This window comes from uncultured Winogradskyella sp. (genome assembly GCF_937958655.1).
Taxonomy (GTDB): Bacteria; Bacteroidota; Bacteroidia; order Flavobacteriales; family Flavobacteriaceae; genus Winogradskyella.
The window spans coordinates 1-14,839 of sequence record NZ_CALGNH010000044.1; the positions used below are offsets into that span (position 1 = coordinate 1).

9 protein-coding genes and 1 pseudogene are annotated in these 14,839 nt (G+C 34.7%); 9 read left to right on the forward strand and 1 reads right to left on the reverse strand.

The features are described 5' to 3' along the window. From Q0800_RS09275 to Q0800_RS09290, 4 genes and pseudogenes are all read left to right on the forward strand, one after another. A pseudogene (locus Q0800_RS09275) lies at positions 1–249 on the forward strand (ABC transporter ATP-binding protein); the annotation flags it as partial. Between the two features lie 298 nt (positions 250–547). Beyond that, on the forward strand, positions 548–1,090 hold the full coding sequence (locus tag Q0800_RS09280) for an RNA polymerase sigma factor (RefSeq protein WP_299129085.1): 543 nt from the start codon (positions 548–550) through the stop codon (positions 1,088–1,090). 44 nt (positions 1,091–1,134) lie between these two features. Next, positions 1,135–1,638, forward strand: coding sequence for a hypothetical protein (locus tag Q0800_RS09285; protein WP_299129086.1), 504 nt, complete (start codon positions 1,135–1,137; stop codon positions 1,636–1,638). 19 nt (positions 1,639–1,657) lie between these two features. Then, entirely contained in the window at positions 1,658–2,107 is a 450-nt protein-coding gene (locus tag Q0800_RS09290) for a sensor of ECF-type sigma factor (RefSeq protein ID WP_299129087.1), read from the forward strand. 159 nt (positions 2,108–2,266) lie between these two features. Here Q0800_RS09290 and Q0800_RS09295 read toward each other — a convergent pair whose 3' ends face one another. After that, positions 2,267–3,349 (reverse strand): oxidoreductase, encoded by a 1,083-nt coding sequence (locus tag Q0800_RS09295; protein ID WP_299129088.1) that lies wholly within the window; start codon positions 3,347–3,349, stop codon positions 2,267–2,269. A gap of 160 nt (positions 3,350–3,509) precedes the next feature. Between Q0800_RS09295 and Q0800_RS09300 the strand changes: the two genes are divergently transcribed. The 5 genes from Q0800_RS09300 to Q0800_RS09320 all read left to right on the forward strand — a co-directional run. Then, positions 3,510–4,721, forward strand: a complete 1,212-nt coding sequence (locus tag Q0800_RS09300; RefSeq protein ID WP_299129089.1) for an RsmB/NOP family class I SAM-dependent RNA methyltransferase — start codon at positions 3,510–3,512, stop codon at positions 4,719–4,721. Positions 4,722–4,743: 22 nt separating this feature from the next. Continuing rightward, entirely contained in the window at positions 4,744–6,606 is a 1,863-nt protein-coding gene (locus Q0800_RS09305; protein ID WP_299129091.1) for an endonuclease, read from the forward strand. Positions 6,607–6,764: 158 nt separating this feature from the next. Beyond that, the gene (gene purL, locus Q0800_RS09310; RefSeq protein WP_299129092.1) at positions 6,765–10,511 is read left to right on the forward strand and encodes a phosphoribosylformylglycinamidine synthase; all 3,747 of its coding nucleotides are present in this window, start codon (positions 6,765–6,767) and stop codon (positions 10,509–10,511) included. A gap of 162 nt (positions 10,512–10,673) precedes the next feature. Next, positions 10,674–13,025, forward strand: coding sequence for a response regulator (locus Q0800_RS09315; RefSeq protein WP_299129093.1), 2,352 nt, complete (start codon positions 10,674–10,676; stop codon positions 13,023–13,025). A gap of 495 nt (positions 13,026–13,520) precedes the next feature. After that, a partial coding sequence (locus tag Q0800_RS09320) for an AMP-binding protein (RefSeq protein WP_299129094.1) occupies positions 13,521–14,839 on the forward strand: 1,319 nt, incomplete at its 3' end.

Consider the following 14,839-nt stretch of genomic DNA (forward strand, 5'->3'; position numbering starts at 1 on the left):
ATAATGATTTTAGATGAAGCCACATCGGCTCTAGATACTGAAAGTGAGCGTTTGGTTCAGGATGCATTAGAAAACATGATGAAAAACAGAACTTCTATTGTTATTGCGCATCGCCTTTCAACCATACAAAATGCAGACCTCATTGTTGTTATGCAGAAAGGTGAAATAGCCGAGCAAGGTACGCATACAGAACTTATAGCTAAAAACGGTGTGTATAAAAAACTAGTAGAAATGCAGAGCTTCGAGTGAACTAAGATCTTAATATTATAAAAATCGAAAAAGGATGCACATTTAGTGCATCCTTTTCTTTTTTGTTACCAGATTTGGGGAACTGATAACGAGTAATAGGTTAAGCTGTGTCAAACATAAAACTAATCTCTATATAAAACAAGAAAAAAATGCTTTTTATCGTATTTTTTTGCTTTTAATCGATATATAAAAACGTATTTACCTGATTATCAGACCTTAATTAAAACACAGTTTAGTAAAACTATTTTACAATTAAACTTTTAGTAAATTCATAAGTCTAAACACCAAAGTCATTTCATTGAATAACGAATCGGATTTCATATTACGGCTCCAAAATCTCAAATCTAAAGATGCTGCTTTTAGAGAATTACTTAGCCTCTACAAAGAGCGTTTGTATTGGCACATTAGAAAAATAGTGATATCGCACCACGATGCGGATGACGTGCTACAAAACACCTTTATTAAAGTCTTTCGTAGTATTGATAAATTTAAGGGTGATAGTAAATTATATTCATGGTTATATCGTATTGCAACTAACGAGTCTATAACACACCTTAATAAAAAAGCTAGGCGCTTGCAGACTACAAGCCAAGAATACCAAACTAATGCCATAAACAATTTAAAATCAGATGTCTATTTTGAAGGCAATGCCATTCAATTAAAACTACAAAAAGCCATTGCTACATTACCTCAAAAACAGCAACTGGTATTTAACATGAGGTATTTTGATGATCTTAAGTATAAAGAAATTGCTCATATATTAGAAACAAGCGAAGGAGCGCTTAAAGCCTCGTACCATATCGCTGTAAAAAAAATAGAAAAATATCTCACCGTAGATTAAACCCTTTTAATAATTTATAGTCCTAGAAATAGATTGACCGAAACGTGAAACAAAACGAACTACATAACATAAATACAACAGGTTTTAAAACACCAGATCAGTACTTTGACGGTATTGAAGAAAAAATATTGAAACATTTATTTGATAAAGGTTCTTTAGACTCTTTCAAAAATACTGGTTTTGAAGTACCAAAAAATTATTTTGATACGGTTGAAGATAGTATGTTCTCCCGCATTAGTGAAGAAGAGACACGTGTAATAAAATTAATCTCCAAGAAAAACTGGCACTACGTCGCTGGCATTGCTGCTTCATTACTACTGCTATTGGCTGTTTTTATTAATCGCAATAATAATACAGAAGAACTTTCTGTAGAAATGGTAGAAAACTATCTTGAAAATAGCGATTTAGACAGTTATGAATTAGCCGAATTACTTTCGGACGTTGATTTATTAGAAGAAGACTTTATAATAACAGAAACCCAATATAAAGAAGATAGCTTAGAGGATTATCTATTAAAAAATACAGATTTAGAATCCTTTTTAGACTAAAAATAAAAACTAAGTACAAATGAAGCAACTAATCCCAATATTCATATGCCTTTTTAGCATCTTAAGTTTTGCTCAAGGAGGTGAAAAAATGAAGGAACGCATAAAAGCTCAAAAAGTAGCTTTTATTACTGAGCAATTAGAGCTAACGGCAAATGAAGCACAGAAATTTTGGCCTATTTACAATACTTATGAGTCTAAAATTGATGCTATTCGTACTAATAAACTAAGAACTATTAGAAAAGAAATGCGCAAAGGTGACGTAACAGAAAACCGTGCAGATGAGCTACTAGAACAGATTCTTAAAGCGGAAGATGCAATGCATAAGATTAAACAAGACTTAGTGTTAGATTTGAAATCAGTGATATCTTCAAAAAAAATAATACGATTAAAAGGTGCCGAAGATCAGTTTAACCGAAAGCTTTTAGAACGCTTAAGAGGTATGCATAAACGACGCGGAACTAAAGATTAAAGTTTTCTAAAAAGTTAATAACACTATGGTGATTTTAGGTAAGCGTACTTAGCTTACATTACTATAATACCCATAGATTTCTTATGATTATGCCTAAACTAACTTCAATGAACTTCTACAATACTAAAAATAATAGAAAAGCAGACATCTTAAACAACCTTATCTAAATGTTAGTTTACTAATTCGGCCTCTACCAGCAGCATAAGCCACTGAGTCATTTAAAAATCTAATAGTATAAAAGCCTTCGTTGCTTAAGTGTTTCCAGGTATTACCGCTATCATTACTATAATCAATACCATTAAATCCCACTGCTACTAATTCTTTAGCAGATCTGTTTGGCAAGTATTGCACGCAACTTCTGTAGCCTGGCCCTTTACCATTAGCCACTATTTGCCAAGTTTTCCCACCATCTTTAGTCCTAATTTTATTTGCTAAGGTGTCATTAGGTTTGGTGTAATCGCCTCCGATGGCAAATCCGTTTCTCTCATCATAAAAGTCTATGGAATACATACCTGTTGTCTCTTTTCCTTGCACAATTGGTGTATTAAATATGTTCCACGTTTTTCCTTTATCAGAAGAATATAACACCCTACTCATTTTACCTCCCGTTGCTACCCAAGTATGGTCTCCAATAATAGCAATGTTAGTGTCACTTGCAGCAAAAGCAGCTTCTCCCTCCTCTGCTTTTGGTAAAATGTCACAAGGCAGCTTCTTCCAATTATTGCCACCATCTCTGGTAACAATAATACTCATACAATCTTCAGTCGGATCACCAATAGCTATACCCTCTTTTTCATTCCAAAAATTCATAGCATCATAAAAAACAGATGCATTACCTTCTTCATAAACCAATTTTGGATCACTAGATTTTCTATCAATCTTGTATAATTTTGCTGGGTTTGCTATTGATATCGCTAATACGTTACCATTGACTTGGTGTATAGCTCTAAAGTTTAATGGTACATCGTTATGCGTAATTATATTTTTTAAATGGTGCTTACCATTACTTGTAGATAAATCGTTAAGATTAATTTTAAATTGAGGGTTTAAAGCGTATTTACCTATATGGTCTGCGCTTCCGTAAAAAATATATTCATCATTAAAATCTAAAGCTCTAATGCTTAATAATGAATCTTCAACTACGGTCTTAATATCCACTTCTGTAACTTTTACTGGCCTTATATAATTATCTTTACAGCACAGTACAGTTAGAAAAAGCAAACAACTAAAAAATGTCTTCATTATAAACTGTTTTTTCAAAAATAATGAAGCCTAACTAATAAAAGTATAAACACTTCAACAAATAAACATTATAGTGTAAATTTGCGCGGTATAACACCCACCACGTATAGTTTTTGTTATGAGTTTAATGACTAAAACTAATATTTAAAACCAATAATAAATGCGACTACACAGAAATTTATGCTTTGCTGTAATTGATGGACTTCATGAAATTTTTAATGAAGACCTGTATGCTGATAAAGTCATTCAAAAATTATTAAAAAGAGACAAACGTTGGGGAAGCAGAGATCGAGGTTTTATTGCTGAAACCGTTTACGAAATTGTGCGTTACAAACGCTTATATTCAGAGATTGCTAATGTAAAAGCACCGTTCTCTAGAGACGACCTTTGGCGACTTTTTGCAGTATGGGCTACACTTAAAGGTATTAAGTTACCCGATTGGAAATATTTTACAGATACGCCTAGCAGAAAAATAAAGGGGCGTTTTGATGAGCTTTCTAAAATTAGAAAGTATCGCGAATCGCTACCAGATTGGATGGATAACCTCGGCCTTAAAGAACTTGGCGAAACCCTTTGGACAAAAGAAATTGCCACGCAAAATGAGCAGGCCGATGTAATACTAAGGGTTAATACTCTAAAAACCAATAAAAAAGACTTGCAACTAAAATTGCAATCCGAAAGTATTGAAACCGAGTTGCTACCACAACATCCATACGCCTTAAAATTAAAAGAACGTGCCAATGTTTTTAAAACAGAAGCATTTAAGGATGGTTGGTTTGAGGTACAGGATGCGTCTTCGCAACTTGTAGCAGATTTTTTAGACGTTAAACCTGGCCTAAAAGTTGTAGATGTATGTGCAGGTGCAGGTGGCAAAACATTACATTTAGCAGCCTTAATGGAAAATAAAGGACAGGTTATTGCTATGGATATCTATGAAAGTAAGCTAAAAAAACTTAAAATTAGAGCGCGTCGTAATGGCGCACATAATATAGAAATGAAGGTTATAGATTCTACAAAACCTATTAAGAAATTATATGGTAAGGCAGACCGTTTACTTATTGATGCACCATGTTCTGGTTTAGGTGTTCTTAGAAGAAATCCTGATTCTAAATGGAAATTACAACCTGAATTCATTGAAAATATAAAGAAAACACAATCCGAAGTTTTACAACAATACTCTAAAATGGTAAAGTCTGGTGGAAAAATGGTCTATGCCACCTGTTCAATTTTACCTTCAGAAAATGAAAAGCAAATTGATAATTTCTTAACTTCGGAAGAAGGAAAGACGTTTAAATTTGTAAAGGACAAAAAAATACTGGCACACCAATCTGGTTTCGATGGATTTTACATGGCACTATTAGAAAAGGAATAAAAAAATTTGCTAACACAAACTTATGAAACACCTCTACCTATTATTAGTTTTAATGGCTTCGTATAGTTATGGGCAAATCCCAGCTAACTATTACGATTCTGCAGATGGCCTCTCTGGTTATGCATTAAAGACTGAACTAAAGAATATTATAAGCAATGGCTATCAAACCAGAACCTACGATCAGTTATTTGACGGTGCAGGTATCAGCGGCTCAAACGGTTATATAGACACACACTCTGATATAGCCATAGCCTCAGGAAACCAATACGAAAATGATGGTACTATTTTAGACATGTATTCTGAAAATCCATTAGGATCAGACCCTTACAATTACACCCACGGCAATGACCAATGCGGTAACCAAATGGCTGAAGGTGATTGTTACAATAGAGAACATTTAATACCACAATCATCCTTTAACAGTGCTTTTCCGATGCAAAGCGATATTCATCATGTTATCCCAACCGATGGTAGAGTTAATAACTTTAGAGGGTCTTTACCTTTTGGTAATGTGGCATCACCAAACTTTACATCCTTAAATGGGTCTCAAAGAGGAACGAGTAACATGCCTGGCTACTCTGGTTTAGTCTTTGAACCCATAGATGAGTTTAAAGGTGATATTGCAAGAGCACTACTCTATTTTGCAACACGTTATGAAGATACCGTAGATAACTATACAAGTTTTGACATGTTTAATGGCACTAATGACGAAGTGTTTTTTCCATGGGCAATAGACGTACTTTTAGAGTGGCATAATAATGTAGATCCAGTAGATCAGCGAGAGCGAGATAGAAACGAGGCAGCTTATGCCTTTCAAAATAATGCTAACCCTTTTGTAGATCATCCGGAATATGCCTCTCTAATTTGGAACCCAACAATTGACACAGAAGCACCATCGGCACCAAGTAATCTTGTAGCTTCAAATCCCACAATTAGTACTATAGATTTATCATGGAATGCTAGTACAGATAATATTGCTGTAACGTCTTATGATATATTCGTAGATGGCACACTTAATACAAGCACTTCTAGTACATCCATAACAATAACAGGTTTACTTGCAAATACAGACTATTGCTTTACGGTTTTTGCAAGAGATGATGCCTTAAACACCTCAACTAGCAGCAATCAAGACTGCGAAACTACTAATGAGGGTACATCGTCCTCAAACGAGCTATTTATTTCTGAGTATATTGAAGGCAGCAGTAATAATAAAGCTATAGAAATTGCAAATTTTACAGGCGCACCTATTAATCTAAGTGTATATTCAATTGCTAGAGATGTTAATAGTAACGGAGCTTTTGGTGATGCATTACAACTCACAGGAACCTTACAAGACAGTGAGGTACATGTTATTGCCAGAGGCAATGCCTCAGCAGGTATCTTAGCAGAAGCCGATCAACTTTCTAGTGCTGATGCTATGTCATTTAATGGAGACGACCCTATAGGATTGTTTAAAAACGGTAACTTAATTGACATCTTTGGAATCGTTGGAGGCAACAACGATTACGATAACCAAACCTACAGAAGAAAAGAAACCGTTACCCAACCAACAACTGCTTTTAATCTTGCTGGTGAATGGGACGCATTCCCTACCGATAATATTGATAATTTAGGCAATCATCAACTAAGCTTAAATATACAAGAATTTAAACTTCAATCTATTTCATTTTATCCTAACCCTATAAAAAATGAGCTTCATATTTCATTAAAAAATAATGTAAACACAAGCATTGAGATTTATAATATTTTAGGCAAACGCGTATTTAAGGACACTATAGATACTTCGAGCAAACTAAATGTACAGGCTTTAAAATCTGGAGTTTATATTTTAAAAATTAAACAAGGTAATATTATAATTAATAAGCGTTTGGTGAAAAATTAATTACAGTGAACATTTAAAACTTAAGGCCGCACTATTTCGTTGCCTGTTTTGTTTAAAACCTGTTAAATACTTAAAGATTTGGACATCAAAATTTAGCGAGGATATCACAAAATCAATTACCTTTGTGCTTTAATTTTTCACACCAAACGCAACTATAAATGATTCATTTCTTTGGAAACCAAAACAGCAAAGTATTTGCTGTTCAAGCAGCAAAAGAATTATCAACTGAAACCATCTCAAAATTGACATGGTTATTTGGCGACCAACCAAAAATAGAACAAGCATCGATTGATGCTTTTTTTGTTGGCCCTAGAGCAGCAATGATAACACCTTGGAGTACTAATGCTGTAGAGATTACCCAAAACATGGGAATCGATGGCATAATTAGAATTGAAGAATTTTTAGCTTCAACCGAAGATTTTAAAGGGTATGACCCTATGATTTCCGAAAAATTTCAAAATCTTAATCAAAAAATCTTCACTATAGATATTCAACCAGAAGCTATTCAGAATATTGAAGATATTTCAGCTTACAATCAACAGGAAGGTTTGGCACTCAATGATGAAGAAATAACATACCTAGAAAGCATTTCTGCCAAAATAGGACGACCATTAACGGACTCGGAAGTCTTTGGATTTTCCCAGGTCAATTCAGAACATTGTCGGCATAAAATATTTAACGGAACATTTGTAATTGATGGAGAAGAGCAACCCATATCGCTCTTTAAAATGATAAAAGAAACGTCTAAACAAAATCCAAATGATATTGTTTCTGCCTATAAAGACAATGTAGCCTTTATAAAAGGACCAGTTGTAGAGCAATTTGCACCACAACGCGCAGATATACCAGATTACTACACCACTAAAGATTTTGAATCTGTAATATCACTAAAGGCAGAAACCCACAATTTCCCAACAACAGTAGAGCCTTTTAATGGAGCTGCTACAGGTTCGGGAGGTGAAATTAGAGACAGATTAGCAGGCGGAAAAGGATCGTTACCATTAGCAGGCACTGCTGTGTACATGACCTCATATTCTCGCCTAGAAGAAAACAGACCTTGGGAGCAAAAATTTGAAGCAAGAGAATGGTTATACCAAACACCGATGGATATCCTAATTAAAGCATCTAATGGCGCTTCCGATTTTGGCAATAAATTTGGACAACCTTTAATCTGCGGTTCAGTTTTAACTTTTGAACACCAAGAGAACGTTACTTCGAGAGTTTCAGCCACCAAAGGTGAAATGGCGCCTAAGATTATCGAAAGCACTACGGATAAAATTCGCCTTGGCTACGATAAAGTGATTATGCAAGCCGGAGGTATTGGTTACGGTAAAGCAGAACAAGCCCTAAAAGACCAACCTAAAGCTGGTGATAAAATTGTTATTCTGGGTGGTGACAACTATCGTATTGGTATGGGAGGTGCTGCAGTATCGTCTGCAGATACAGGCGAGTTTGATTCTGGTATTGAACTAAATGCAGTACAACGTTCTAATCCAGAAATGCAAAAACGTGCTGCCAATGCTGTGAGAGGCATGGTAGAAAGTGAAGAAAATTTTATTGTTTCCATTCACGACCATGGTGCTGGCGGACATCTAAACTGCCTCTCGGAATTAGTTGAAGATACTGGTGGACATATCGATTTAGATAAACTACCTGTTGGAGATCCTACATTGTCTTCAAAAGAAATTATCGGTAACGAATCTCAAGAACGTATGGGATTAGTAATTGCTACAAACCACTTAGATACCTTACACAAAATTGCAGACCGAGAGCGTTCACCAATTTACGATGTTGGTGATGTTACTGGTAAACACCGTTTTACGTTTGAATCTAAAACCAACGGTGACAAACCCATGGATTTGGCGTTAGAAGATATGTTCGGTAGTTCACCCAAAACCATAATGAATGACCTTACCGTTAACAAACAGTACTCGGGTATTTCTTATGACACTAATAAGTTTCATGATTATTTAGACCGCTTACTTCAGCTAGAAGCTGTGGCTTGTAAAGATTGGTTAACTAGTAAAGTAGACCGTTGTGTTGGCGGAAAAGTGGCTAAACAACAGTGTGTTGGTCCTTTACAGTTACCATTAAATAATGTTGGTGTTATGGCACTAGATTTTAAAGGTAAAGAAGGTGTTGCTACATCTATAGGCCACTCACCTATTTCAGGATTAATAAATCCTGAAGCTGGCAGCAGAAACTCAATAACTGAAGCACTTACTAACATCATTTGGGCACCATTAAAAGAAGGTTTAAAGAGTGTGTCACTATCTGCAAACTGGATGTGGCCTTGTAAAAACGAAGGTGAAGACGCACGACTTTACAAGGCTGTAAAAGCAATCTCAGAATTTTCAATTGATTTGGGCATTAATGTGCCTACAGGAAAAGATTCCCTGTCTATGAAACAAAAGTACCCAGATGGCGATGTTATTTCCCCAGGTACTGTAATCATTTCTGCAGCTGCCAATTGTAATGATATTACTAAAGTTGTTGAACCTGTTTTTCAAAAAAATAAAGGGGCTATTTATTACATTAATATTTCGCAAGACTCCTACGAACTTGGTGGTAGTTCTTTTGCACAAATCAATAATAAAATAGGCAATACAACACCGTCTATAAAGAGTGCGGACTATGTAAAGTCTGTTTTTAATACCATTCAAAATCTTATTAAAAAAGATAAGATTGTAGCAGGCCATGATGTAGCTTCAGGCGGACTTATAACTACCTTGCTAGAATTATGTTTTGCAGATAATAACATTGGAGCGGATCTGGATATCACTAGTATTGGCGAAATAGACGCCTTTAAAGTACTATTTGCCGAAAATGTAGGTATTGTTTTTCAGTCTGTAGATGAATCCATAGAGACTGAACTAAAAAATGCCGGAGTTACATACCATAATATTGGTAATGTAACCAATTCTGATACGCTAAGTATAAAGAACCAAAACGACGTATATACCCTGACGATTTCAAGATTAAGAGATACATGGTATAAAACATCGCTTCTGCTCGATCGTAAGCAAACTGCAAATGGTTTGGCTGATGTTAGATTTGAAAATTATAAGAACCAACCTCTAGAATATAAATTCCCAGATAATTTTACGGGTAAACTCCCCTTCCCTTCTGGGGAAGGTCGGGATGGGGCTCCAAAAGCAGCAATACTCAGAGAAAAAGGAAGTAATTCTGAACGCGAAATGGCTAACGCCATGTACCTAGCTGGTTTTGATGTTAAAGATGTACACATGACGGATTTAATATCTGGTAGAGAAACACTAGAAGATATTCAGTTTTTAGGTGCTGTTGGTGGGTTTAGCAATTCTGATGTATTGGGTTCTGCAAAAGGTTGGGCTGGTGCCATAAAATACAATGACAAAGCCAATAAGGTGATTAAGGATTTCTTTGAAAGAGAAGACACCTTATCTGTTGGCATTTGTAACGGTTGCCAGCTTTGGATGGAATTAGACCTTATAAACCCAGATCATAAAGTGCACGGAAAAATGACTCATAATGATTCGCAAAAGCATGAAAGTGCTTTTACCTCTGTAAAAATACAAGAAAACAACTCTATAATGCTATCGAGTTTAGCCGGAACTCAACTTGGAGTTTGGATCTCTCATGGAGAGGGCAAGTTTAATTTGCCTTATAGTGAAGACAAATACGATATCTGTGCCAAATACAGCTACGATAGCTATCCTCATAACCCTAATGGTTCTGTCTTTAACACGGCCATGATGTGCGACAAAACAGGTCGTCATTTAGTAACAATGCCACATATAGAGCGTTCTACATTTCAATGGAATTGGGCAAACTATCCTAACGACAGAAATGACGAAGTATCGCCTTGGTTAGAAGCATTTGTTAATGCAAAATTGTGGATTGAAAAGCGGTTAATTAATTCTTAAAACAAAGTAAAAATAAACCAATTTTATCTCGTATTTGTTTTGTTTACCACTTTTAGGCTAATTATTAAACAAAATCCATCGCTTAAAAGCATTTTTTAACGACGAAAACGATTTTTAAGCTAAAAATCACCTATATTTGACTCCTCAAATCATTAAAAACTTATGAAATATTTAAGTACTACACTTGTCTTTTTTTTGTGTTTTATTGGAATGTTCGTAAATAGTCAAAATGATAAACTTGATTTTCCTACCGAAAAGTCTTTAGATAAATTAGGTTTGTCTACTACCCATTTACAGAACAAAACCGCCTCACAAATACTTCCTAAAATATCTAAAGACTCTACAAAAGCCGAACTCTCTCAGCATGTAACAGCAATGATCAAATGGATGCAAGAAGGACTTTATAGTTCTAACTACGCCCCAACTTTAATTTATGCTGAAAAAGGCATCTATTTAGCTAGAAAAAATGGCGACGTTAAGCTTCTTGGTGACGTGTTAGCTACCGTAGGTCACGCATTTCTTAGAATTAATGATACCACTAAAGCGAAAAAAATATTTTACGAGCTACTCGAAGAGGGCAAAAAAGCAAATGATAGTAGTGTTAAGCTTCAAGCCATGAGCAACCTTGCTTCTGTTTATTATTTTATAGAAGGTGGAGAGGAGCAGTGTATTAAAAGTTACAGAAAAGCCATATCCATAGCAGAGCAATTAAAAGATACAACGAAGTTATTCAAAATGCACAATAACTTAACGAAGCTATTACTAGAGTTAGAACAGTTAGAGGACATCCCAAATGAAATAGAAAGCACCGAAAAATATGTAAAACAGTTGAGATACCCTAACGACTTTTATGCCAGTCACTTAACCAATATTGGAGACTATCACCTGCTTTTAAGACAACCAGATTCAGCTATTGTCTATTTTAAAAAATCAATTGATCAAACTAAAGACTCAAAATTAGCTGATCTTACGCATTGGACATATACTAGCTACAGAGTTGCTCTTGAAATGAAAGAAGATTACAAGACATTATATGAAATAAATAATAAAATAGAAGACTACCTCATCACACAAAATGAAAATAAAACAAAAAACACTATTGATGCGGTAACATCAAAATTAAAGGCAGAACAATTTAAAAATGAAATTACAACTAATAATCTTGAAAAAGAATTATTAGAACAAAAAGCACAACAAAAAAATGTTTTTATAATTACAATTTTATTAATAACCGCATTGCTTTTAGCCATGCTCTTTACTTATAAAATATCCGATAAAAAGAAAAAGATATTAGTTAAAGATCTGAAAGTTAAAAATAAACAATATTTAAGGGCTAAGGAAAAGAGTGATAAGCTGGCAAAAACTAAATCAGAATTTTTTGCAACGGTCAGCCATGAATTAAGAACTCCCCTCTACGGTGTTATAGGATTAAGCAGTATATTATTAGAAAATGCAGAGTTAAATAAAAAAGTAGAATTAAAAGAACACGAAAAAGATTTAAAATCGCTTAAATTTTCCGCAAATTATCTACTAGCACTTATAAATGACTTACTACAAATGAACAAAATTGATAGTAAGAGTTTCACTAAAGAAGAAACCATTTTTAACTTAAATGATTTAGTAAATACCATAGTATTTTCATTTGAATATATAAGATTACAACATAAAAACACTATTAATATTATAATAGCTAATGATGTTCCTAAAAATTTAAAAGGCAACACTGTAATGCTATCTCAAATACTTATGAATCTTGTTAGTAATGCCTGTAAATTTACTGAAAATGGTACTATTGATATCATTGTCAATTTAGCCCATTTACAAAACGGCTCAGCTACGCTTAATTTTAAAATTAAAGATGAAGGAACTGGTATTGAGCAACATAAACTTGAAAGTATTTTCGATGAATTCACTCAAATTGACTCCTCGACAAAAACATATGAAGGCACAGGTCTAGGCCTACCAATAGTTAAAAAATTACTAACTCAGGCAGGGAGCTCAATCCATGTAGAGAGTACAATAGGCAAAGGTAGTACGTTTACATTCGCTTTAAAATTAAAAACAGCACCTCAACAAAGTAAAGCAGACGTAACTTACTCAACAAAAGATACGTCTCAATTGGCAGGCAAAAAAATACTAATCGTTGAAGATAATCGTATCAATCAAATCGTTACCAAAAAAATCTTGAAATCATCAGACGTAACCTGCGACATTGCCGAAAATGGTGAAGTGGCACTGCATATGGCGAAAAAAAATAATTACGATTTGATATTGATGGATATTAACATGCCTGTTAAAGACGGAATTGAAGCAGCGAGAGACATTAGAAATTTTAACAATAGTACTCCTATTATAGCCTTAACCGCTGTAGAAATTGAAGAACAGAAATTCCAAATTTTTGATTCTGGTATGAATGATATTATTGTAAAACCTTACGATATAGATTTGTTTAAAAAGACCATTGTTGAGAATTTATTTATAGACAAACGTAAAAGTCTTAAAAAATTAGGGTAATGCGCCTTAATAAAAGGACTTGCCTTAATTTTCAAATCAATTATAGCGGTATAATACCTCTCTATTAAAAGCACTTCTAAACATCTGCTATTTTCTTCATTAGCGTAAGCAAAATTAGGAGTTTGATTTCTATCGGCTAAAGCAAGTTTAGTGTAACCTACACTAGAGATAAATATGACATGTGTGCAAAATTCAGCTACGAGGGTTATCTGTATAACCTAATGGTTGTGACTTTAACACAGCAATGATGTCCGACAAAACAGGCCATTATTTTGTAAAGATGCCACATGTAGAACGTTCTACATTCTAATGAAATAGAGCAAACTATCCAACAGATAGTACTAATAAAATATCCCCTAGGCTAGAGGTTTCTGCAAATGCTAGAAAGCAAATAGCGAACAAACAAGAAACCTTTAGGCTTTAATATTTATAAGGATTTTAGGCTTTAATTTATTATTTTCGTAATTCCCTTATAACATTTTTGATAAATTCCTTATGATAGACGTTAAACGCCTTTTTGATTTTCCATATTATCAACTTAAACATAAGCCAAATGCAAAAGCATTGGTTACAAAATATAATGGTAAGTGGACTCCAATGTCCACACAAGAGTATTTAGACAAAGCCAATGCTGTCAGTCGTGCGCTCTTAAAAATGGGAGTGCAAAAAAATGACAAAATTGCAGTAATCTCTTCTACTAACAGAACAGAATGGAATATTATGGATATTGGTGTATTGCAAACAGGAGCACAGAATATTCCCATATACCCAACAATATGTGCAGAAGACTACGAGTATGTTCTAAACCATAGTGAATCTATTTACTGCTTTGTTTCAGATGAAGAAGTTCTAGAAAAAGTCAGAAAAGTTCAGAGCAACACAAAGCTAAAGGACGTCTATTCTTTTGACCATATTGACGGTTGCAAACATTATTCCGAATTATTTGCAATCGGTGAAGATAAAAGCAACCAAAACGAAGTAGAAGCGCGCAAAGATGCTGTAAAACCAGATGATTTAGCCACCATTATCTACACCTCTGGCACTACAGGAACACCAAAAGGAGTAATGCTTTCGCATTGGAATATTACCAGTAATGTATTGGACAGTACTCCGAGAGTACCCTTACCTCCCGCCGGAGAAACAAGAGTGTTAAGCTTTTTACCAATCTGTCATATTTTTGAACGGGTGCTTATCTATGTCTATCAATTTGCTGGTACGTCCATTTATTTTGCGGAAGCCTTAGATAAAATTGGTGATAATGCAAAAGAGATTAAGCCAAACTTAATGAGTGTTGTACCTCGACTTCTTGAAAAGGTGTTTGATAAAATCATGCTCAAAGGCGAAGAACTCACCGGAATAAAAAAGAAATTGTTCTTTTGGGCAGTACGTTTAGGTGAAAAATGGGAGCCTTATGGTAGTAATGGAGCTTGGTACGAATTTCAACTAAAGATTGCCAGCAAACTTATCTTCAGCAAATGGCGAGATGCACTTGGTGGCGAGTTGGGCACTATGGTCTCTGGTAGTGCAGCCTTACAGCCAAGACTTGCCAGAGTATTTGGTGCTGCAGGTATGCAAATAATGGAAGGTTATGGACTTACCGAAACATCACCTGTAATTAGTGTTAATTGCGAAAAAGGAAATAACGTTGAAATCGGAACAACAGGTCCACTTCTAGACAGTGTATCGGTTAAATTTGCAGAGGATGGTGAAATTCTAGTTAAAGGACCAAATGTTATGATGGGGTACTATAATATGCCTGAAAAAACAGCAGAAGTGATTGACAACGATGGTTGGTTCCATACTGGAGATATCGG